Source organism: Rhizobium sp. NZLR1 (assembly GCF_017357385.1).
Lineage (GTDB): Bacteria > Pseudomonadota > Alphaproteobacteria > Rhizobiales > Rhizobiaceae > Rhizobium.
The window spans coordinates 99242-120436 of sequence record NZ_CP071633.1; the positions used below are offsets into that span (position 1 = coordinate 99242).

Sequence of the window (21195 nt, forward strand, 5' to 3'; positions counted from 1 at the left end):
CATGCCGGCTTTTCGATTTTATTCACGCGCCGATGCAGCGCAGGACAAGATTTGGCGCGATACGGTTGAGGCGTGGGGAGAAAATCAGGCAGACGCGTATATTCTCGGGCTGCATGCTTATTTGCAGCGCCTATGCGAGGACCGGCTGATCTGGCGGCAGCTTCCGCAACGTCTGGCCGTGCCCGAAGACATCAAGCGTTCGGCCTATTTCGGCTGCTACGAGCATCACCGTGTGTTCTTTCGGGAGCTTCAGAACGGTGATCTCGGTGTCATGAGCATCCTTCACGAGCGGATGAATCTGCCGGTTCGGCTGAAAGAGGATTTGGCGGTACTCTCACGCAAACAATCGTGATGCGGGCTATCATCGGTCCGGCCTCAGAACCGATGTTCGGCTCCCTCGACCGGGTCTGCCCAGACCGTCATGTCAGGCGCAAACGGCGTCTCGCCTTCAGCGCGCACGACCATCTCGCCGAGTTCCGGGACATCGAGATAGAGGATCGCATCGGCACCGAGCCGTTCGACATGCCGGATCTTGCCTTGCCATTGTCCGGCATCTTCCGAAAGCCTGATGTGTTCCGGACGGATGCCGTAGGTTGTGCAGTTCAATCGCCGTGCGGTTTCGCCGCCATAGAGGTTCATCTTCGGGCTGCCGATGAAGCCGGCGACGAAGGGTGTCGCGGGATTGCGGTAGAGTTCCATCGGGCTGCCGATCTGCTCGACTGCTCCGCCGTTGAGGACGACGATCTTGTCCGCCATCGTCATCGCCTCGACCTGGTCGTGGGTGACATAGATCATCGTCGACTTCAGGCGGGCGTGAAGATCGGCGATCTCAAGACGCATCTGAGCTCTAAGCGACGCGTCCAGATTGGAGAGCGGTTCGTCGAACAGGAAGACCTGGGGATCGCGAACGATCGCGCGGCCGATGGCGACGCGCTGCCTCTGGCCGCCGGAGAGCGCTTTCGGTTTTCTCTGCAAGAGATGGGTGAGCTGCAGCGTTTCGGCCGTGGCAGCAACCTTTTCGGCGATCTCTGCCTTCGGGCGGCGGGCAAGCGAAAGTCCGAAGCCGATATTCTCGGCAACGGTCATATGCGGGTAGAGCGCATAGCTCTGGAACACCATGGCAATGCCGCGCTCGGAGGGTTCGGCATAGGTCACGTCCTTGCCGCCGATGGTCAGCGCGCCCGACGTTGTCTCCTCCAGGCCGGCGATGATGCGCAGCAGCGTCGACTTCCCGCATCCAGACGGGCCGACGAAAACGACGAACTCGCCGGAGGCAACCTCCAGATCGACCCCCTTGATGACTTCGAGGGCGCCGAAGCTCTTGCGAACCTGTTTGAGAGTGAGCTCAGCCATTCCACTACCCTTTGACTGCGCCTGATGTCATGCCCGCGACGATCTGGCGGTTGAAGAAGATGAAGACGATCAGCGGCGGGATCGTAACGAGGAGGATGTTCATGAAGAGAAGATTGTACTGGCTCGTATACATGCTCTGGAAATTATAGAGTGTCAGCTGCACCGTCACGTTCTCCTTGCCGGGCAGGTAGTAGAGCGGGTTGGTGAAATCGTTGAAGATCGCAATCGACTGCACGACGATGTTGGTGACGGTCACCGGCTTCAGCAGCGGCAGGATCACCCTGAAGAAAATCTGCCGGGGCTTGGCGCCATCGATCAGCGCCGCCTCGTCGAGGTCGCGCGGTATGGTCGAAATGAACGACCGGTAGAGCAAGGTCGAGAACGAGAGATTATAGGCGACCTGGATCAGGATCATCCCGGTCATGGTCTTGAAGAGGCCGATATCCTGCAGCAGGCCGATCGTCGGAACGACGGCGGGCGGCATCATCAGCCCCATGAAAAGGGCAATGGATGCCACCCTGTTCCAGGCGGTCTTGCGGCGCTGCATGACATATCCGACCATCGCCGACAGCAGGATGAGGATGGTGACGGAGACGACGGTGATCAGGGTCGAATTGAAATAGGCAAGCACCAGCTGATAATCGCGCGCCTTGAAGACGGCGACAAGATTGTCCCAGAACAGCCACTGCGCAGGCAGTTCGAAATCGAGGCGGGACGCTTCGGACTTCGACTTGACCGCCTGGAGAGCGACGAAAACGAAGGGCATGACGAAGATGACGGCAGCGACGGCAAGGGCTATCGCGCCGGTCACATAAGGGCGGATGCTTCTCATTCTTCGACCCCGCGCCGGTTGAGCCATAGGGTGAGTGGCAGGATGATTGCGGCAATCAGCGCAAACAGGATGACGTTTCCGGCGGTCGACAGACCGTAGAAGCCTGCCTGGTACTGCTTGTAGATGACCGAGGCGATCACATCGGAGGAAAAACCCGGCCCGCCGCGGGTCATTGCCCATATCAGATCGAACGAGCGAAGCCCGCCGATCAGCGATAATGTCACGACGGTGACGGTGGCGGGACGCACAAGCGGCAGGGTAACCCGGAAAAATTGCTGAAGACGCGTGGCTCCGTCAATTCTCGCCGCCTCATAATAGTCGGGGCTGATCGCAGCAAGGCCGGCGATGAAGATCAGGGTGGCGAGGCCGACACCCTTCCACAGATCGACGAGGGCCACCGAAAAAAGCGCGAGCGCCGGATTGGTGAGCCATCCGGGTCCCGGAATGCCGAGCGTTTCGAGCGTGACATTGATGATGCCTTTGGTCGGATGCATCATCACGGTGAAGGTGATGCCGATGCCGATCGTCGAGACCAGGACGGGAAAGAAGACCAGCGTGCGCAGGAAGCCGCGGGCGAAGATATTGCTGGTCAAGAGCACCGCCAGCAGCAGCCCGCAGACCGTCTTCAGGCCGGATGTCGTCACGGCATAGATCAGCGTGTTGACCAGCCCCCTGACCAGGAACGGTTCGGAAAAGAACTGCTGAAAGTTTTCGAGCCCGATGAATTCGGCCGTCGAAAGATCCCAGCGCGTCAGGCTGAACCAGAGAGACGATACCGTCGGAACCAGAAACAGCACGCCGTAGATGATGGCAGCGGGAATGAAAAACCACAGCGGGTAGGGCGATTTGCGCGAGCGGGGGCGTGTCTCGATCATATCTATCTCTTCGATCGGGTGGAACCTCGCCCCCTCGGGAGCGAGGTTGTCTCGAAAGACCGCTACCAGTTCGGCAGGCCGAGCTGCTTGGCCTGTTTGCGCACATCGTCGTCATAGAGTTTCGCCGCTTCGGCCGGCTGGCGAATGCCGGAGCCGACTTCGACGGTGATCTGCTCGAGGGCCGGCCCCTTGACCGGCGAAACGAATTCCAGCGCCGGGGTCGTCTTGTCCTTGGCGTCGAAATAGGGGAGCATGTCCTTTACCGCAGGCGGTACGTCAGCAGGCAGATCGCAGCCGTCGATCAAGGGAGGCCCCTGCACGGTGTTGGTTTCAACCATGATCTTGCAGCCTTCGACGCTTCCGGCGAAATCCACGAATTTCTTCGCTTCCTCGGCGTGCTGGCTGGTCAGCGGAATATAAAGGGCCGGCGGCATCCAGACCGTCAGGCCGTTCGTCGCCGCATCGTCGCTCGGCTGCGCAAAGAACCCGACATCTGCGAGGTTCTCGGGATAATTCTGCTTGAGCGCGCCGACTGCGAAGCTCAGCATCGGATAATGCGCGGCCTCGCCGGTCGCCACCATTCTCAGGCCGTCGTCATAGCTTGCCGCGCCGAAGTCCTCGTTCATCAGGCCGGCGTCGTGAATGTCCTTCAGCCGTTCGAAGCCTTTCATGGCCGCCGGCGTTTCCGCGTATTTCGCCTTGTTGGCGGTATAGTCGGCGGCGAAGTTCGGCACCGCCGCGTGCAGGTTGTAATAGTCGGCCAGAACGAATAGCTGCGAGGTCCAGGTATCGCGATAGGTCTGCGCCACGGCGACCTTGCCTGAGGCTTTGACCTTGGCGTTGTTGGCCATGAAATCAGCCCATGTCTTCGGAACGGTGAGGCCGAGGTCCTGGTAGATTTTCCTGTTGTAGAGGATGCCGCCGGCCATCGCCGTGCCGAAGGGAACGCCGTAGAGCTTGCCTTCGGCGCTGACCACCGACTTGAAGCCGTCGTCCACCTTCGCCTGCGACGCGAGCCCGCTCAGATCGACGAGAGTCTGCGCCGGCTTCAGCGCCTGCAGCAGCGAACCGGAATTATAGAGGAACACATCGGACATCTCGCCCGTTGCCAGGCGCGTCTTGATGATGTTGTCACCCTCGCCACCGCCCGCCCGCGGCTCGATTTCGATCGTCACGTCAGGCGCCTTGGCCTGGTAGGCGGCAACCAGCGCTTCGGCCGCTGCGACCGTGTCGGGGTTGTTGTCGATCAGGAACGACAGCGTCGTTTCCGCATGCGACGGGCCGGCCGCGACCAACGCCAAAAGCGCGGATGCGCCGGCGAGAATAAGCTTTATCCGATGTGTCATGACGTTCCTCCTCTGAACGATGTGACGTGTATGCTCCTCAAGAATCCGGTATCCAAAAAACCAACTGGTGCGTGCCCGGGGGAAGGACGGCTTCCTCGACGACAGGCTCGCCGTTGAGCGACGGGTTCCGGTGCCGCCGCCCGGGCCGGAAGCGGCCGATGCATCCTTCCGGAAGGGTCAGCACATAGGTGACCTTGTTGCCGGTGCAATGCCAGCCGGCCTCGATGCGGCCCTGGTCGATGTCATGATGGGCCGCAACCGGCGAGAGATCGGCAATCGGCGCGGGATCGACGATCACCTCGGCAAATCCGGGTGCATCAGGGCTCGGCGAAATTCCGGCAACGGATTCGAACAGCCATTGGCAGACGGCGCCATAGGCGTAGTGGTTGTAGCTGTTCATGTCGGGTTCGTAGATCGTGCCGTCCGGCGCCATCGAATCCCAGCGCTCCCAGATCGTCGTCGCCCCCTTCGAGACCTGGTAGAGCCAGCCCGGCACGTCTTCCTGCAGGAAGACCTTTGCCGCCAGGTCGTCCATCCCGAGCTTCGTCAGGGCCGGCAGCAGGGCAGGTGTGCCGATGAAGCCGGTGCCGATCCTGTAGTCGGCATCGATGATCACCTGGCGGAAATGCTGCTCGGCGGCTGGCCGATGTTCTGCCGGTATCAGATCGTGCAGGAAGGCCAGTGCATAGGACGTCTGGTCGTTATGCGCCAGCCGTCCCGCCGGCGTGATGAACTCGTTGGCGAAGGCCCGCCGGATCTCGCCGGCCCGCCGCTTCATCTCATCTTCAAGCTTATGCTCGCCGAGAACGGCTGCGATCTTCGCCAGAAGGTCGGTTGAGATGAAGTGATAGAGTGTCGCCGCGCAGTCGTCGGCGATCGTCGGCCGGGGTTTTCTGTTGTCGCCGACCGGCTGCAGCCAGTCTCCGAAGGTGAAGCCGCGATCGCCCCAGCGGGACGGCGGGCGCACCAGCGGACCATCCGAGATCGACCAGACGAAATCGACCCAGCGGACCATGGAATCCAGGCACTCGGACAACACGGCCCGATCGCCGTAATGGGTGTAGAGAACCCAGGGGATGACGACGATCGCGTCGCCCCAGCCGGTCGAGCCGGCATAGCCCGGGAAATCGGCGGGATGCAGACGTGTCGGATCCGGCGAAAAATGCGAGACGGCGCCGTCCTCGCGCTGGTCGGCCATCACATCGCGCAGATACTTCCTCAGGAAAGACTGGCTGTCGCTCAGCCAGCAGGCGGTTGCGGCAAATACCTGGGCGTCGCCCGTCCAGCCCAGGCGTTCGTCGCGCTGCGGGCAATCTGTGGGCACTTCGACGAAATTGGCGCGCTGCGACCAGATGGTGTTCTCGACGAGGCGATTGACGAGGGGATTGCCGCAGGTGAAGCCGCCGGCAGGCTCGGGCACCGACGAGATCGGGATGGATGCGATTGCAAGGATCTCAGCATCGCCTGATATGGTCACCCTGGCATAGCGGAAACCTTGGAAGGTGAAATGCGGCGCGTAGGTCTCGTCGCCGTCTCCGCGCAGTGTATAGACGGTCTGCGCCACGGCCGCGCGATAATTGCGATTGTCGAAGTGACGGTCGGGGCCGAGCACTTCCGAATGCTCCACCTGCACTTCGGCACCGCTAGCTCCCCGAACCGTATATCTGATATAACCGCCGGCATTCTGACCGAAATCGTAAACCGTCCTGCCGTCTTCGTCGGTCCAGCTTTCGATCGGGGCAAGCGGCGGCAATTCCCGCACCGCCGCGGTTTCATGGGCGACGAGCAACGCTCTGTCGAACGGCAATCTCTCGGTGCCATGGGTCCCGACAAGATTTTCTGCGCGCGCATCGTAGATTTCGCCGAAATAGATGCCCGACTTCAGGATCGGCAACAGACCGCTCCGCCATGTGGTGTCGGTGGAAAGAAGGGTGCCGTCCGGTCCGATGAGATCCGCGATGGCGCCGATTCTGTCGCCCCAGCAGTTCGCGATCGCCTTGGCGCCCCACATCAAGGGCGAGCGGTACCATCCGTCGGCAAGCCAGATCTCGATCCGGTTCTGGCCTGGCTTGAGCAGGTTCGACACGTCATATCGCTGATAGGCAAGGCGATCGTCGTAATTCGTCCAGCCGGGTGTCAGCAGGTCGTCGCCGACGCGGGCGCCGTTGATGAAGCAGCGGTAAAGGCCGAGGGCCGAGATGAACAGCTCGACCGGAAGCTTGGAGCCGTCATGTTCGAAGGTTTGGGCGACGAAGCTTGCGGCCGTTCCCTGGCCGCCATCCGACAGCGGCGCGATCATCTCTCCCGACCAGGTGCGCGAAACGCGGTTGCCGCTGATGGCTGCCGGCTGAAAGTTCATCAAAACCTCCCAATGATTTGTAGAACGGTCTCCGTATAACGTTCTACATTTTTTTCGAAAGCGCAATAGAAATTTCGTTGCCGGTCTGCCATGGTGGTTTTGCGGGCGATTGACGACCCGTAGCCGCAAGCCCGGGATTTCATGTCAGTCGAAGACAAACACAAGCCGCAACGAAACGATCGCGCGACGATCCGGACGGTGGCCGCGCATGCAGGCGTATCGGTCGCGGCGGTTTCCAAGGTGATGCGGAACGCCTACGGCGTCAGCGAAGCGCTACGCGCAAAGGTTACCGAGGCCATCGGGGAGCTCGGATATCGCCCCTCGCGGGCGGCGCGCGGATTGCGCGGCCAGAGTTTCACCATCGGCGTGCTGCTGATCGACATCCGCAACCCCTTCCTGCCCGACGTGATCGCCGGCGTGAACGGGGTGCTGGCGCCGTCGCACTATCAGGCGATGATCGGCGTCAGCGATGCGCGCGTGCAACTGGAGACCTCGTTGATCGAGTCGATGATCGACTACAAGATGGACGGCCTTATCCTGGTTGCGCCGCGGCTGCCCTCGGAGATCCTCGCAAAATTTGCGGTTCAGGTACCGATCGTCACGGTCGGTTACCACGATGCCAGCGCCACGGCCTTCGATACCATCAATGCCGACGACCAGCGGGGGGCGGAGATCGCCGTCGAAGCGCTGTTTGCCTGCGGCTACCGCGATATCGGCATGCTGAGCCTCGGCGAGCGCGAGGGGCACGCGGTTTCCGTCGTCCGCCAGCGTGAGATCGGGTTCCGCCGGGCGATGCAGCGCGGCGGGCTCGGCTCGCCGGCGCCGATCGTCAAAATTCCCATGGCCTCGCCAAAGCGGGAAGACGTGATGCGAAAGTTTCTGTCGAGGAAGGACAGGCCGCGCGCCGTGTTCTGCTGGAGCGATCTCGACGCGATCACACTTCTGAGCCTGGCGATGGAGATGGGCGTGCGCGTGCCCGAAGACCTCGCCGTCATCGGATATGACAACTCGACGACCGCTGCCCTCGGCCTCGTCAATCTCGCAAGTATCGACCAGTCGGGCCGGGAGCTCGGCCAGGTCGCTACCCGGGCGCTCATTTCCAGAATAGAAGGCCGCACCGCGGCCGAGCATATTCTCCAGATACCGTCGCTGGTCAGCCGCAACAGTCTGATCGGGTCCGAGGACAAAAAACAGCGTTGAAGGTAAGGCCCGGCAGCGGCAGTCGCCGCGTGCCGGCCTCGTTGTCTCAGGCAGCCTGCCGGATCTTCGAGGGACGCGTGGCGGCGGCCTTTTCGACCATGGCGGTGACTTCTGCACGGCGGGCGCCTGAAAGCGGCAGGCGCGGCATGCGGACGCGTTCGGAGCCGCGGCCCATGATCTGCTCGGCGAGTTTGATCGACTGCACGAGGTCGTGCTCGGCGTCGAGATGCAGGAGCGGCATGAACCAGCGATAGATCTTGCGGGCCTCTTCCCAGTCGCCGCGTTCGGCGGCGGCGCCGAGCTGCACGGATTCCTGCGGGAAGGCGCTGGTCAGGCCCGAGACCCAGCCCTTGGCGCCGAGCATCAGGCCCTCGAGCGCAACATCGTCGAGACCGGCGAAGATATCGAAGCGATCGCCGAATTCATTGATGAGATCGGTGAAGCGGCGCGGATCCGGCGCGCTTTCCTTGACGGCCTTGATATTCGGCACGTCGGCAAGGACCTTCAGCACATCGGCGCCGATGTTGACGCGGTAGGCCGGCGGGTTGTTGTAGAGCATGATCGGCAGCGAGGTCGCTTCGGCGACGGTGCGGAAATGGGCGATCAGCTCTTCCGGCTTCGGCACATAGACCATGGCCGGCAGCAGCATCAGGCCATCGGCGCCAAGCTTTTCAGCGTCACGGGCATAGGCGACGGCACGGCGGGTGTCGAATTCGGAGACGCCGGTGACGACGGGAACGCGGCCGTTGACGACCTCGACGGCGGCTTTCAGGATCGTGCGCTTCTCATCGGGATCGAGCGAATTGTTCTCGCCGCATGTGCCCATGACGATCAGCCCGTTGACACCATCGTTGACGAGCGCGTCCTGGACGCGCTGGGTCGCGGTGAGATCCACGGACAGATCTTCGTTGAATTGCGTCGTTACGGCGGGAAATACGCCCTTCCATCCTGTCGTCATCGATCGAGCTCCGTTGAAATCGGTTGCGTTATATACAAACTGTCGACAAGATTCAATGATCTTGATCTGAAGAATTTCAGGGCAGGTCACCACCGTTGCAGGTATCGGCCGAAACGACATACAAGGCTTTCATGAACGAGGACGGGCGGATGCAGAACGACGCGGAAAATGTGCGGGTGCGCGGCTCCGGTACGCAGAGCGTCTATGTCACGCTGCGCCGGGAAATCCTGTCGATGGCACTGGAACCCGGCAGTCCGCTCGATGAGGTGCGGCTGTCGGAGCGCTTCGGCATGTCGAGGACTCCCATTCGCGAGGCGCTGTTGCGGCTCGCCGCCGACGGGCTGGTCACGACCCTGCCGAACCGCAACACGATCGTCGCGACCATCGATTTCGCAAGCCTGCCCACCTATTTCGAAGCGCTGACGCTGATGTATCGGGTCACGACGCGCGGCGCCGCCGGAAGGCGAAATGCCGAAATCATGAAGGCCATCCGCCTGCATCAGAAGGACTTCGCCGATGCCGTCGCCGCGCGCGATGCCTATGCGATGATCGAGGCTAACCGCGAATTTCACGTGGCGATCGCCGAGCTTGCCGGCAATTCCTATTACACGGCCTTCTTCGCCAGGCTGCTCGATGAAGGCCGGCCCATCCTTCGCCTTTATTATTCGACCTTCGACGACCGCCTGCCGCGCCAATATGTCGACGAACATGAGGAAATCATCGCCGCGATCGAGGCTGGCGACGCCGAGCAGGCCGACCGGCTGGCGATCGCTCACGCGAGCCAGATCGTCCGCCAGATCCAGGACTATATCGCCCGCGACCTCGACCGGCCGGTGGCGATCAGCATATCTTGAGAAGCGGCTGGGTCGGAGGCGAGGGCAGCCGAACACGAAGAGCAGGAAAACAACATGTCGTGGCAGCACCCCGTACCCCGCATCACCGAGGACGAACGGCTGGCCCGCCTCACCAGGCTTCGGCAAGCAATCGAAGCCGAAGGTCTGGAGGCCATGCTTCTCGGCCCGACTGAAAGCCTGCGTTATTTCACCGGCCTCATCTGGCATCCGAGAGAAAGGTTCCTCGGCGTGCTCGCCACGCCCACCGCCGTTTTTTATATCGTTCCCGGTTTCGAGCGCAGCCGTGTCGAAACGCTGCCGCATCTGCGGGGGGAAATTCTGGTCTGGGAAGAGGAGGAGAGTAGTGCGGCGCTTATCGCCCGCCTGGTCGGCCAACGCGGCAGGCTCGCGCTCGACGATGGTTTGCCGCTGTTCTTCTATCACGCTCTGGCAGAGACCTGCGGCGCACTTTTGAAAGCTCATGGCGAAAAGCGCCGCCTCGTTCGTAAACCCTTTTGCCTCTCTCGCTAATCTGAGTTAAGTCGAATTTTCCTACAAGTTACTGTTGAAGATTTGGAGCGCCCGGGTGTCTACGAAGCAACGCATTATATTCGCGGCCAAAACGGTGCTGCCAAAGCCCCTAATTGAGGCAATCAGGAGCCGCAGAGGCCCCAGCAGTAAGAACCTGTCTGCGTGGGACGGAACGGCAGTTCAGTCCGATGCGGAGCGGTTCCTGTCCTCGCGCATTGTTGCAGACCAAATTGATGGCATGCTCTCCCCATTTTCAATGGCTGCAATGGATAGTTTGCTATCACTTCAGGCATCAAATCCCGAAATCTCAGGGAACGTTGTTGAATTTGGGACCTATAAAGGCCGCTCCGCCGCGATCATAGCACCACGGGTCAGGCCATCGGAAAAGTTTGTTCTCGTTGATGTTGCCGACTACCTGGAGGTGGATAAAATACGGGCTATCAATGCCGGTATGGAATTTATTCTCTGCAAATCGGAGGAATTTCGTTCACATTACCCGGACTACAAGCAACTCCGAAAGAATTGTCGATTTATTCACGTCGATTCCAGCCATGCCTATAGAACTACATTTCAAGAAATGAAACTATGCAACGAACTCCTGTCCGCCGGAGGTGTCGCGGTTTTTGACGATTACACGAACTTGAATTACTCGCAGGTGCTTCCGGCAATGTATAAATATATTTACACGGCAAATCCGGATTTGGCTGTATTTATGGTGACGGATGTGAAGGCTTACTTGTGCAGAAAAAATTATTTAAATTATTATTTATCGTTTGTTCTTCAGGGTGCGGTACCGTCGATGACGGCGCGGGGCATTGAAGATGCGATAATATCGCGGACCGACTGGGACAAGGAATACCGCGCCATCTATTTACGCACTCGTAGTCCCGGCGAAACAGGTGCTCACTACGGCGAGGAAATTTACGGAAGACTCTACGAGGGGCCCTGAGTTATCAATCCAAGCACGGCAGGAGCATTAAGCGGGGGATTTTTGGAGTCGACGATCGACGTCACAGCGGTTAAAAACCTCATTGAGTTCGATTGTTTTGAAATGATCCTGCGCCGGTACAATCCACATTGGCTCATTGCCGCCGAATCTGATTGTGAGAGGGGGGCGGTTGCCTTGCGAAACTGGCGCGACCCGGCGCGAGTTTCAGACGTCATTCTATCGGATCAAGGGCCGCTATAATCGCTCAGGGACGCGGCCTAAAGTGCCTTAAACACCAGGCGTGCTCGCGGCCTTGAGCTTGACCTCGATGACGGGGACCACGACCTTGGGTCGGCGCACCGGCAGGACGAATGTCAGTTCGTCGTCGGCGACGGCGAACTGGGTGTTCGTCCATAAGGTATTGGCGGAGGGGCGCAGCCAGGTCACTTCGCTGGCATCATGCAAGAATTGCGCATATTCGACTTTCCCGGCCAAAGCATCGAAATGCAAATGCTTATAGGGCCAGTTGAAGAGGTGGATATAGAGGCGATCGCCGTTCTGGGTCAGGCGGCAATCGGGCGGGGCGGTGAAGTCGGATTGGGTGCAGCCGACGATGCTGCGCTCGTGCAGCGCCATCCACTCCTCATAGGCGGCAAGGGCTGATATTGCGCGGTGGTCGAGCGTGCCGCGCGCCGTCGGCCCGACATTCATCAGCAGATTGCCGCCTATGGCAACGGTGCCGACCAGCATCTGCACCAGTTGCTCCGTGCTTTTCCAGGTGTCCTCGTCGCGGTGATAACCCCAGGAGCCGCTGAGCGTCTGGCAGGCTTCCCAGACGACGCGCCTGCCGTCGCGTTTCGGCCAGGCGCGCGGCATATATTGTTCCGGCGTGACGATGTCGGGCTGCAGACCGGCGAGATCGAGCCGGTTGTTGATGATGATGTCGGGGGCAAGCTCGCGCACCATGCGCACGAGCTTCTCGCTTTCCCAGTCTCGATGGCCCTTTCCGACCAAATCTCCGAGCTTCCACTGCGGATAGCTGAAATCGAACCACATGATGTCGATCTGCCCGAACTCGGTCAGCAACTCGCGCACCTGTTCGCGCATGAAGGCGGCATAACGGAGCATATCCCGGCCTTCGTTGATCTCTAACGCATCGGGATGATTGCGCTGCGGATGGCGCGGATCGACCGTGAAGTCGGGATGATGCCAGTCGATCAGCGAATAGTAGAAGCCGATCCTCAGGCCCTCGGCGCGGAAGGCGTCGACGAAGGGGCGCAGCAGATCCTTGCCATAAGGCGTGTTGGTCACCTTGAAGTCGGTCGCCTTGGTATCCCAGAGGCAGAAGCCTTCATGATGCTTGGTCGTCAGCACCACGTATTTCATGCCCGCAGCCTTGGCGCGTCTCGCCCATTCACGCGGGTCATAGAGATCGGGATCGAAATGATCGAAATATTTCTGGTAGTCGGCGTCGTTCAGTTCTTCGCGGCTCTTAACCCATTCATGGCGCGCCGGCAGGGCATAAAGCCCCCAATGCACGAACATGCCGAACCGCTCGTGGACGAACCAGGCCTTCTTCTCCTCGGGCAAGGCCAGTGAATGCAGATTGTCGCCATCCATGGGATATATTCCTCCTGTTGATAGTCGAATCAGGTCGTTTCGCGGACGATGAGCTCGGGCACGATGACGATGCCGTGCTGACGGTTCTTGGTGGCGATGCGGCTGAGCAGCAGGCGCACGGCTTCCTCTCCCATTTCCCGTTTCTGCACCCGCAGCGTGGTGAGCGCCGGAGACAGCAGTTCGGCCGTCGGGATGTCGTCGAAGCCGATGAGGGCGATCTGCTCGGGGATCAAGATGTGGGCTGCCCGGCAGGCCTTCATGGCGCCGATCGCATTGAGGTCGTTGTAGCAGATAAGGGCATCGATGCCCGGCGTTTCCGCCAGCAACTGCGCGGCCGCCGTCTGCCCGCCGGCCGCGGTCGGATCGCAATAGACGATGCCATGCGCCTTCAGCCCATGGGCCGCCAGCGTCTTGCGGAAACCGACGAGACGGCTCTTGCCGCCGAACGAGCTGCGCGGCCCGGCGACGATCGCGATTTTGCGGCGGCCGCGCTCGACCAGATGATCGACGGCACGCGATGCCCCGGTCTCGTAGTCGGTGACGATCGTCCCGGCGATCTCGTTGGGCGCCTCGCGGTTGATGAGGACCACGGCGCGGTGGGGCGCCAGCGCCTTATGAAGCGCCGCATCGGGCAGTCGGGCGCTGCAGACGATGATCCCGTCGACTCGATGCCGCAGCAGCGTTTCGATGAGTTCTTCCTCACGTTTGCTGTTCTCGACGACATTGGCCAGAAGCAGATTGTAGCCGGCGGCGCTCGCGGCATCCTCGGCCCCCCGGATGACCTCGGGAAAAAACGGATTGGTGATGTCTGGAACCAGAAGGCCGATGGTTTTCGACCGGTCGGACCGCAATCCGCGCGCAAAGGGATTGGGCCGGTAATTGAGTTCGCTTGCTGCTGAAATGATGCGTTGACTGGTTTCCGCGCTGGCGCCGCCCTGGCCGTTGAGTACGCGCGATACCGTCATCGGCGACACGTCTGCGGCGCGGGCGACATCGGCGATGGTTATTTTGGAGTCTGGTTCTTTGGGGCGGCTCAACGGCTGTCTCTGAGAAGGGCGGGGAATTTACGATAACGATAACTAACAGGATTTTCGAGAAAGCCAAGCCTTGTGGGTCGAGTATCGGGCGGAACGAATCTTTTTGACAAGAGATTACGATAACGATAACGTTCGCAAAAGAGGAGAATACGTTAACGATAACCTATGCAGAATGTTGGGAGGACAGAATGCAGCACGTCAGAATTCTAAGACGGCAGGTTGTTTCGACCGTTGTCGCGGCGATCCTCATGGGTGTCGGTTGGGCCGGCGCCGCTTTCGGCTTTCAGGAGTCGCCGGAATTGAAGGCGCTGGTCGACGCCGGCAAGCTGCCGCCGGTTGAAAAGCGGCTGCCCAAGGAGCCACTGGTGCTGACGCCGCTTGAATCGGTCGGTACCTATGGCGGCACCTGGCGCACGGCCACCTTTGGCGGCGGCGACAGCGAGATCGAACGTTCGATCGGCTATACGAGATTGGTCCGCTGGAATCCGGAATGGACCGAGGTGATCCCCGACATCGCCAAGAGCGTCGAGGTCAACGAGAATGCCACCGAATACACGTTCACCCTGCGGGAAGGCACGCGTTGGTCGGACGGCGAGCCCTTCACCGCCGACGATCTGGTGTGGTGGAACGAGAACGTGCTGCGCAACACCAAGATCACGCCTGCAGCGCCGGATTGGCTGACCGCGGGTGGTCAGACCGTCAAGGTCGAAAAGCTCGCCGACGACAAGGTGGTCTTCAAGTTCGCTGCCCCGAACGGCCTGTTCCTGATGAACATGGCGACCGTGCGCGGTTCCGATATCCTCGCTGCCGCACCGGCCCATTACCTCAAGCAGTTCCACAAGGATTTCAATCCCGACGGCGTCGACGCCCTGGTAAAGGCGGCCGGCGCGACCGACTGGGTCCAGCTCTTCAACAACAAGATCGGCTTCCCCGGCCGCTGGCGTGATCTCGGCCGCCCGACGCTCGACGCCTGGGTGCTGACCGCGCCCTATAACGGCACCACCCAGGTCGTCGCCGAACGCAATCCCTATTATGCCAAGGTGGATACTTCAGGAAATCAGCTGCCTTACTTCGATCGCATCACCATCGACGTGATGCAGGATACCCAGGCGATCATCCTGAAGGCGATCAGCGGCGAAATCGACATGCAGAACCGCTTCATCGAGACGACGGACGCCCGCACTGTCATCGTGCAGAACCAGCAGAAGGCCGGTTACGGCCTGTTCATCGCCCGGCCGGCATGGTCGAACGCCCTTTTGATCACCCTGAACGAGACCCACAAGAATCCGGCCTTGCGCGCCGTCTTCTCCAACAAGGATTTTCGCATCGGCCTCAGCTATGCCATCAACCGCGAGGAGCTCAACCAGCTGATCTATGCCGGACAAGCCAAGCCCTATCAGGCGGCACCCCGCGAAGGCACCGCGCTCTACGACGAGAAAATGGCGACGCAATATCTGGAATATAACGTCGACCTCGCCAACCAGTATCTCGACAAGGCCGGCCTGAGCAAAAAAGACGGCGACGGCTATCGCCTCGGTCAGGACGGCAAGCGGATCACCTTTGCGATCGATGCGCTGACCGGAAGCCCGATCCAGGTCGACGCGCTCGAAATGATCCAGCGCTACTGGCGGGCGGTCGGCATCGACATGCAGCCCCGGCCGGCCGAGCGTTCGCTGATCTTCTCCCGCCTGCAGAACAACGAGAATGACGGTCTCGCCTGGGTCGGCGGCGGGGGCTACGATTTCCTCGGCCTGCTCGATCCCAAATGGTATTTCCCGCATGAGTATGAATCAAGCTTCGCGACAGCCTGGGGCCTCTACTACCAGAACCCCAAGGATCCGAACGCTGAGGAGCCGAGCCCAGCCGCCAAGAAGCAGATGGATCTCTATCGGCAGGTGCAGGAAGCCCCGACGCTCGAAAAGCAGCTTGAAGCGATGAAAGAACTGCTGGCGATCACGCGTGACGAATTCTACGTCATCGGCACCAACCTGGAGCCGGACCGCGTCGGCATCGTCAAGACCGCTATGCGCAACGTCCCCAAGGTCATCCCCAGCACGTCGTTCTACATGACGCCGGGACCGGCGAAGCCCGAGACCTTCTACTACCAGCAATAAGACACATGATCGGCCGGAATGGCGTCCGCGGGCGCCCTTCCGACACCAGCCCCGCCCCAATCACCCAGACCGATCGGCGATCGCCGGTTGAAGGAGCTTGAACATGGCCGGCTTCATCATCAGACGTCTGCTTTACATGATCCCGATGATGTTTGCGATCTCCGTCGTGACCTTCATCATCATCCAGCTGCCGCCGGGTGACTTCCTGACCGCGATGACCGCGCGCCTCGCCTCGCAGAGCGAAACCATCGACCCCGGCGTTATCGCCGGCCTGCGCGAACGCTATGGCCTCGATCAGCCCTGGGCGGTGCAATACTGGAAATGGATCAGCGGCATTCTGCTGCATGGCGATTTCGGCCAGTCTTTCGACTGGAACAAGCCGGTCAGCGAACTGATCTGGGCACGCATGAGCCTGACGATGGTGGTCTCGGTGACCACGCTGCTCTTCGTCTGGGCGGTGGCCTTTCCAATCGGCATCTATTCGGCGGTGCGGCAATATTCGGTGGGCGATTATTTCGCCACCTTCTTCGGCTTTCTCGGCCTCGCCATTCCGAACTTCCTGCTGGCGCTGGTGCTGATGTTCGTCTCGGCGCAGTATTTCGGCCAAAGCGTCGGCGGGCTGTATTCGCCGAGCTATATAAATGCCGCCTGGAGCTGGGCCAAACTCGGCGATCTCGTGTCACATATGTGGATCCCGGTCGTCGTGCTCGGCACCGGCGCTACGGCTGCGCTGATCCGCATCATGCGTGCCAACCTGCTGGACGAGCTCAACAAGCCTTATGTCGATATGGCCCGGGCTCGGGGCCTCAGCGAAATCCGGCTGCTGTTGAAATATCCGGTGCGGGTGGCGCTCAACCCTTTCGTCTCCACCGTCGGCTGGGTGCTGCCGCACCTCGTCTCGGGTTCGGTGGTGGTCTCCATCGTTCTCAGCCTGCCGATCACCGGGCCGCTTCTGCTCAATGCCCTGTTTGCCCAGGACATGTATCTGGCCGGCACCTTCATCCTGCTGATGAGCATGCTGACGCTGATCGGCACGCTGATCTCAGACCTGCTGCTCGCCTGGCTCGATCCCCGTATCCGCAATGGCTGAAGGACGATAGATATGACCGATCAAGCCATCGCGCTATCGCCTGAACCCGTCCGCAATTCCGACGCCGTTGCCGGCCAGTGGAAACTCATCTGGCGGCGCTTCCGTCGCCACCGGCTGGCGCTGGCCGCCGGCGTCGTCATCTTTCTGATCTACCTTGTCGCCATCTTTGCCGAGATTCTCGCCCCGGTTTCATCGCAGACCTACGATTCCCGCTACACCTATGCGCCGCCCCAGCAGCTGAGGTTCGCCGGCTACGACCCGGCGGGCGGATTCCACCCGCTTTATGTCAACGGCTATTCGATGACGATCGACCCGATCGCGCTCAGCCGCAATTACGTGCCTGATCCGGCTGTCGTCATTCCCGTCGGTTTCTTCGTCAAAGGCGAACCCTATCGGCTCTGGGGATTGTTCGATCTCAACCGGCACCTGATCGGCCCGATCGAGGCCGGCAAGCCATTCTACCTGTTCGGCGCCGACCGTCTGGGTCGCGACGTCTTCAGCCGGACGGTGCACGGCACCCGCGTGTCTATGTCCGTCGGGCTGATCGGGGTCACGATCAGCCTCATACTCGGCATTATCCTCGGCGGCATCTCCGGGCTCTATGGCGGCTGGGTGGACGATGTCATCCAGCGCTGCATCGAACTCATCAACTCGATCCCGACCATCCCGCTGTGGATGGGGCTTGCGGCTGCCGTTCCGATCAGCGCCGATCCGATCCTGGTCTATCTCTGGATCACGGTCATCCTGTCGCTGATCGGCTGGACCGACCTCGCGCGGGTTGTGCGCGGACGGTTCCTGTCGTTGAAGACTGAGGATTTTGTCATCGCCGCCCATCTCGATGGCTGTTCGCGAATGCGCATCATCTGGCGGCACATGGTTCCTTCCTTCATGAGCCATATCATCGCCTCGGTGACGCTCGCCATCCCGACGATGATCCTTGCCGAAACCGCGCTCTCCTTCCTCGGCATCGGCCTGCGTCCGCCGGTGGTGAGCTGGGGCGTGCTGCTTCAGGAGGCGCAGAACATTCTCGCGGTCTCGAGCGCGCCATGGCTGTTTCTTCCTGGTCTTGCGGTGATCGTCACCGTGCTCGCCCTCAATTTTCTTGGTGATGGATTACGCGATGCTGCAGATCCCTATGAATACTAATTCCAATTTCGCCGCGGCCGGCGGTGGGCATGCCGATCGCGACGCCCTGATTGAGGTCGATGACCTCAGGACCCACTTCTTCGGCGGTGCGGGCACGGTGCGGGCGGTCGACGGTGTTTCCTTTTCCATCCCCCGCGGCAAGACGGTCTGTGTCGTCGGCGAATCCGGTTCGGGAAAGAGCATCACCGGCCGCTCGATCCTCAACCAGGTTCCGCGGGGCGGGCGGATCGTCTCAGGTGCGATCCGCTATCGGCCCGATCCGGCCGCACCCGCCATTGATCTCGCCTCGCTCGATCCGCGCGGCCGCGACATGCGGGCAATCCGCGGCGCCCAGATCGGCTTGATCAGCCAGGAGCCGATGGCCGCACTTTCACCCGTTCATACGATCGGCAACCAGATGATGGAAGTGATCCGCCTGCATCTCAAGATGGGAAAGAAGGAGGCGCGCGAACATGCGATCGAGACGCTGGCGCTGGTCGGCATTCCCAGGCCGGCCGAGCGCATGGAAAATTATGCCTTCCAGTTCTCCGGCGGCATGCGCCAGCGCGTCTGCATTGCGCTGGCGCTCGCCTGCCGTCCCAAGCTCTTGATCGCCGACGAACCGACCACCGCGCTCGATGTAACCACCCAGGCCAATATCCTCGACCTGTTGGCCTCGCTGCAGGCCGAATTCGGGCTCTCGGTGCTGTTCGTCACCCATGATCTCGGCGTCGTGGCCGAAATCGCCGACGAAGTCGTCGTCATGTATGTCGGCCGGGTGGTGGAGGCGGGCGATGTCGACACGATCTTCCATGCACCCGCCCACCCCTACACCAAGGCCCTGCTGCAATCGGTGCCGCGCATGCATGGCCAGCCGACCGAACGGCTCGCGATCATCGAGGGCATGGTGCCCTCGCGTTTCGACCGGCCCGAGGGCTGCAGCTTTCATCCGCGATGCAGAGAGGCGAGGGCGGGCCTGTGCGATCGAAGCAATCCGCAACCCGTCGCCATCGGCGACGGGCATGTCGCCAGCTGCCTGCTTTACGAGGCAAGACAATGATGGCCGATCCCAAGATGCAACGAAGCCCGCTGCTCGAATTGAACGATCTCAGGATGCATTTCCCGATCCGCAAGGGTGCATTCCGGCAGGTGGTCGGGCATGTCAAGGCGGTCGACGGCGTTTCGCTTCGCGTCGAAGATGGCGAGACACTCGGCATTGTCGGGGAATCCGGCTGCGGCAAGTCCACGCTGGCCCGCACCGTCCTGCGCATCTATCGGCCGACCAGCGGAGAAATCCGCTATCGCGACCGCAGCGGCGGCACGGTGGATCTCGCGGCACTCTCAGGCCCCGCCCTCAAGGAAATCCATCGGGACCTGCGCATCGTGTTTCAGGATCCGCAATCCTCGCTCAATCCGCGCCTTCCCGTGATCGACATCATCGGCGAAGTACTGAGTGTCAACGGCATCGCCAAGGGACGGGAACTCGAGCACCGGGTCGCCGAGCTGATGCAGAGCGTCGGTCTGCGGCCTGAATATATGCGCCGCTATCCGCATGCCTTCTCCGGCGGCGAACGCCAGCGCATCGGCATTGCCCGGGCGCTGGCGTCCAATCCGCGGCTGGTGATCGCCGATGAGGCCGTCTCGGCGCTCGATGTCAGAGTGCAGGCGCAAACCATCAACCTGCTGCAGGACCTTCAGGAACAGTTCGGCCTGACCTATCTCTTCGTCGCCCACGACCTCTCGGTCGTCCGGCACATCTCCGACAATATCGCCGTCATGTATGTGGGCCGAGTCGTCGAAAAGGCGCCGACGGAGCAGATCTTTTCGCGTCCGCTCCATCCCTATACCGAAGCGCTGCTCTCGGCGGTGCCAATCGCCGATCCGAGGATGCGCCGCCACGGCCGGCGCATCCGGCTGGCGGGCGAGGTTGCCGACCCCGCGCATGCGCCTCCCGGCTGTGCTTTTCATCCGCGCTGCCGCTACGCCACCGAGCTTTGCAGGCAGGAGCTGCCGGCGTTGCGTACCGTCACCGTCGATGGACACGAAGTGGCCTGTCACCACACCGAATCCCTGACCCTCAATCCTTTCACCGATCGTACCGTTCCGGAGTTCAATTGATGCCCGAATTCATTCCACGCTCCGAGCAGCGTCCCATTGTGGATACCTCCTCCAGGACGCTCGATCTCATCTACTTCGACCTCCTCGCGCTTCCGGCCGATGGTCGGGACACGCGGCGGCTGCCCTTGCACGAAAGCCTCTACGTCGTGCTGTCGGGGCAGGTGGATATCGAGGTGGATGAGATCACGTTCGAAGCTGTGGGCCGGCGAGCCGATATCTGGGGAGGCGATGCGGACTCGGTTTACGCGCCCGTCGACGTCAATGTCCGGATATCGGCCCGTGGCGGCCCGGCGGAAATTGCGATCGCCGGCGGCCTCTGCGAGACGCGCTACGCCCCGTTCCGGGTCACGCCCGAGGAGGTCGACGCGGTCAATGTCGGCTCGCCCGACACGCATAGCCAGCGGCGGATCGTCCACCTGCTTGGGCAACGGCAGAACGGCCGCTGCGGCAACCTCCTGGTGAGCGAGCTCTATGCCGGCGAGGGCTGCTGGTCAGGCTATCCTCCCCACAAGCACGATACGGAAGACGGCGATGCCGAGACCCTGCACGAGGAGCTCTATCACTACCGCTTCCAGCCCGAAACCGGCTTCGGCAGCCAGATTACTTATGACGACGACGGTCCGGTCAAGATCCTCATGACCCGCAACGGCGATACTGTCCTGGTCGATCGTGGCTACCACCCGACCGTCACGTCGCCCGGCCATCGCGGCTATATCTTCACCATTCTTGTCGGCAAGCATCGCCGCGGGCTGATCCAGCGCTTCGATCCCGCCCATCAGCATCTGACCAAAACCATCCCCGGCATCGATGCGATGCGCGACAAGTTCAAATAATCCGGCTCCTGGCTGCGTGTGCCGGCATTGCGGTGCACCGCCA

Annotated in this window: 18 protein-coding genes and 1 pseudogene; 11 read left to right on the plus strand and 8 right to left on the minus strand. The window is 61.2% G+C overall.

What is annotated here, in order from left to right:
- The first annotated feature begins 1 nt into the window (after position 1).
- Entirely contained in the window at positions 2–352 is a 351-nt protein-coding gene (locus J3O30_RS22860; RefSeq protein ID WP_207584862.1) for a type II toxin-antitoxin system RelE/ParE family toxin, read from the plus strand.
- A 23-nt stretch (positions 353–375) separates the two neighbouring features.
- On the opposite strand, the gene ugpC is transcribed toward J3O30_RS22860, so the two are convergent.
- The 5 genes from ugpC to J3O30_RS22885 all read right to left on the minus strand — a co-directional run bounded on the left by ugpC (position 376) and on the right by J3O30_RS22885 (position 6765).
- Positions 376–1353: a sn-glycerol-3-phosphate ABC transporter ATP-binding protein UgpC gene (ugpC, locus tag J3O30_RS22865; RefSeq protein ID WP_207584863.1), complete on the minus strand. Its 978-nt coding sequence runs from the start codon at positions 1351–1353 to the stop codon at positions 376–378.
- A gap of 4 nt (positions 1354–1357) precedes the next feature.
- Positions 1358–2185: a carbohydrate ABC transporter permease gene (locus tag J3O30_RS22870; protein WP_207584864.1), complete on the minus strand. Its 828-nt coding sequence runs from the start codon at positions 2183–2185 to the stop codon at positions 1358–1360.
- Positions 2182–3060: a sugar ABC transporter permease gene (locus J3O30_RS22875; RefSeq protein ID WP_207584865.1), complete on the minus strand. Its 879-nt coding sequence runs from the start codon at positions 3058–3060 to the stop codon at positions 2182–2184. Before J3O30_RS22875 ends, J3O30_RS22870 begins: the two co-directional genes overlap by 4 nt.
- A 62-nt stretch (positions 3061–3122) precedes the next feature.
- Positions 3123–4406, minus strand: coding sequence for an extracellular solute-binding protein (locus J3O30_RS22880; protein ID WP_207584866.1), 1284 nt, complete (start codon positions 4404–4406; stop codon positions 3123–3125).
- Positions 4407–4443: 37 nt separating this feature from the next.
- Positions 4444–6765, minus strand: coding sequence for an alpha-L-rhamnosidase (locus J3O30_RS22885; protein WP_207584867.1), 2322 nt, complete (start codon positions 6763–6765; stop codon positions 4444–4446).
- Between the two features lie 141 nt (positions 6766–6906).
- Between J3O30_RS22885 and J3O30_RS22890 the strand changes: the two genes are divergently transcribed.
- Positions 6907–7965 (plus strand): LacI family DNA-binding transcriptional regulator, encoded by a 1059-nt coding sequence (locus tag J3O30_RS22890; protein WP_207584868.1) that lies wholly within the window; start codon positions 6907–6909, stop codon positions 7963–7965.
- Positions 7966–8011: 46 nt separating this feature from the next.
- Here the strand turns inward: J3O30_RS22890 and J3O30_RS22895 are convergent, their stop codons facing one another.
- Positions 8012–8923 (minus strand): dihydrodipicolinate synthase family protein, encoded by a 912-nt coding sequence (locus J3O30_RS22895; protein ID WP_207584869.1) that lies wholly within the window; start codon positions 8921–8923, stop codon positions 8012–8014.
- Between the two features lie 149 nt (positions 8924–9072).
- Between J3O30_RS22895 and J3O30_RS22900 the strand changes: the two genes are divergently transcribed.
- From J3O30_RS22900 to J3O30_RS22910, 3 genes and pseudogenes are all read left to right on the plus strand, one after another.
- Complete coding sequence (locus J3O30_RS22900) at positions 9073–9777, plus strand: GntR family transcriptional regulator (RefSeq protein WP_207584870.1); 705 nt, start codon at positions 9073–9075, stop codon at positions 9775–9777.
- 54 nt (positions 9778–9831) lie between these two features.
- A pseudogene (locus J3O30_RS22905) lies at positions 9832–10209 on the plus strand (aminopeptidase P family N-terminal domain-containing protein); the annotation flags it as partial.
- 133 nt (positions 10210–10342) lie between these two features.
- Entirely contained in the window at positions 10343–11236 is an 894-nt protein-coding gene (locus J3O30_RS22910; protein ID WP_207584871.1) for a class I SAM-dependent methyltransferase, read from the plus strand.
- A 267-nt stretch (positions 11237–11503) separates the two neighbouring features.
- Here J3O30_RS22910 and J3O30_RS22915 read toward each other — a convergent pair whose 3' ends face one another.
- Both J3O30_RS22915 and J3O30_RS22920 read right to left on the minus strand, forming a co-directional pair.
- Positions 11504–12835: an alpha-L-fucosidase gene (locus tag J3O30_RS22915; protein ID WP_207584872.1), complete on the minus strand. Its 1332-nt coding sequence runs from the start codon at positions 12833–12835 to the stop codon at positions 11504–11506.
- A 29-nt stretch (positions 12836–12864) separates the two neighbouring features.
- On the minus strand, positions 12865–13800 hold the full coding sequence (locus tag J3O30_RS22920) for a LacI family DNA-binding transcriptional regulator (RefSeq protein ID WP_246762861.1): 936 nt from the start codon (positions 13798–13800) through the stop codon (positions 12865–12867).
- Positions 13801–14060: 260 nt separating this feature from the next.
- Between J3O30_RS22920 and J3O30_RS22925 the strand changes: the two genes are divergently transcribed.
- The 6 genes from J3O30_RS22925 (at position 14061) to J3O30_RS22950 (ending at position 21152) form a co-directional block, all read left to right on the plus strand.
- Positions 14061–15986, plus strand: coding sequence for an ABC transporter substrate-binding protein (locus J3O30_RS22925; protein ID WP_207584874.1), 1926 nt, complete (start codon positions 14061–14063; stop codon positions 15984–15986).
- Between the two features lie 103 nt (positions 15987–16089).
- On the plus strand, positions 16090–17076 hold the full coding sequence (locus J3O30_RS22930; protein WP_207584875.1) for an ABC transporter permease: 987 nt from the start codon (positions 16090–16092) through the stop codon (positions 17074–17076).
- A 12-nt stretch (positions 17077–17088) separates the two neighbouring features.
- On the plus strand, positions 17089–18222 hold the full coding sequence (locus J3O30_RS22935) for an ABC transporter permease (RefSeq protein ID WP_207584876.1): 1134 nt from the start codon (positions 17089–17091) through the stop codon (positions 18220–18222).
- Positions 18212–19261: an ABC transporter ATP-binding protein gene (locus J3O30_RS22940; protein WP_246762846.1), complete on the plus strand. Its 1050-nt coding sequence runs from the start codon at positions 18212–18214 to the stop codon at positions 19259–19261. The genes J3O30_RS22935 and J3O30_RS22940 overlap by 11 nt, the downstream gene beginning before the upstream one ends.
- On the plus strand, positions 19261–20319 hold the full coding sequence (locus J3O30_RS22945) for an oligopeptide/dipeptide ABC transporter ATP-binding protein (protein ID WP_207584878.1): 1059 nt from the start codon (positions 19261–19263) through the stop codon (positions 20317–20319). The genes J3O30_RS22940 and J3O30_RS22945 overlap by 1 nt, the downstream gene beginning before the upstream one ends.
- On the plus strand, positions 20319–21152 hold the full coding sequence (locus J3O30_RS22950) for a 5-deoxy-glucuronate isomerase (protein ID WP_207584879.1): 834 nt from the start codon (positions 20319–20321) through the stop codon (positions 21150–21152). Before J3O30_RS22945 ends, J3O30_RS22950 begins: the two co-directional genes overlap by 1 nt.
- Positions 21153–21195 lie beyond the last annotated feature (43 nt).

What these genes read in the sequence shown, in the direction of transcription:
- ugpC (WP_207584863.1), bottom strand. Translation starts at nt 1,353, where the DNA reads ATGGCTGAGCTCACTCTCAAACAGGTTCGCAAGAGCTTCGGCGCCCTC.
- J3O30_RS22885 (WP_207584867.1), bottom strand. Translation starts at nt 6,765, where the DNA reads ATGAACTTTCAGCCGGCAGCCATCAGCGGCAACCGCGTTTCGCGCACC.
- J3O30_RS22920 (WP_246762861.1), bottom strand. Translation starts at nt 13,800, where the DNA reads ATGACGGTATCGCGCGTACTCAACGGCCAGGGCGGCGCCAGCGCGGAA.
- J3O30_RS22875 (WP_207584865.1), bottom strand. Translation starts at nt 3,060, where the DNA reads ATGATCGAGACACGCCCCCGCTCGCGCAAATCGCCCTACCCGCTGTGG.
- J3O30_RS22895 (WP_207584869.1), bottom strand. Translation starts at nt 8,923, where the DNA reads ATGACGACAGGATGGAAGGGCGTATTTCCCGCCGTAACGACGCAATTC.
- J3O30_RS22860 (WP_207584862.1), top strand. Translation starts at nt 2, where the DNA reads ATGCCGGCTTTTCGATTTTATTCACGCGCCGATGCAGCGCAGGACAAG.
- J3O30_RS22900 (WP_207584870.1), top strand. Translation starts at nt 9,073, where the DNA reads ATGCAGAACGACGCGGAAAATGTGCGGGTGCGCGGCTCCGGTACGCAG.
- J3O30_RS22940 (WP_246762846.1), top strand. Translation starts at nt 18,212, where the DNA reads ATGAATACTAATTCCAATTTCGCCGCGGCCGGCGGTGGGCATGCCGAT.
- J3O30_RS22880 (WP_207584866.1), bottom strand. Translation starts at nt 4,406, where the DNA reads ATGACACATCGGATAAAGCTTATTCTCGCCGGCGCATCCGCGCTTTTG.
- J3O30_RS22870 (WP_207584864.1), bottom strand. Translation starts at nt 2,185, where the DNA reads ATGAGAAGCATCCGCCCTTATGTGACCGGCGCGATAGCCCTTGCCGTC.
- J3O30_RS22915 (WP_207584872.1), bottom strand. Translation starts at nt 12,835, where the DNA reads ATGGATGGCGACAATCTGCATTCACTGGCCTTGCCCGAGGAGAAGAAG.
- J3O30_RS22950 (WP_207584879.1), top strand. Translation starts at nt 20,319, where the DNA reads ATGCCCGAATTCATTCCACGCTCCGAGCAGCGTCCCATTGTGGATACC.
- J3O30_RS22945 (WP_207584878.1), top strand. Translation starts at nt 19,261, where the DNA reads ATGGCCGATCCCAAGATGCAACGAAGCCCGCTGCTCGAATTGAACGAT.
- J3O30_RS22890 (WP_207584868.1), top strand. Translation starts at nt 6,907, where the DNA reads ATGTCAGTCGAAGACAAACACAAGCCGCAACGAAACGATCGCGCGACG.
- J3O30_RS22935 (WP_207584876.1), top strand. Translation starts at nt 17,089, where the DNA reads ATGACCGATCAAGCCATCGCGCTATCGCCTGAACCCGTCCGCAATTCC.
- J3O30_RS22925 (WP_207584874.1), top strand. Translation starts at nt 14,061, where the DNA reads ATGCAGCACGTCAGAATTCTAAGACGGCAGGTTGTTTCGACCGTTGTC.
- J3O30_RS22930 (WP_207584875.1), top strand. Translation starts at nt 16,090, where the DNA reads ATGGCCGGCTTCATCATCAGACGTCTGCTTTACATGATCCCGATGATG.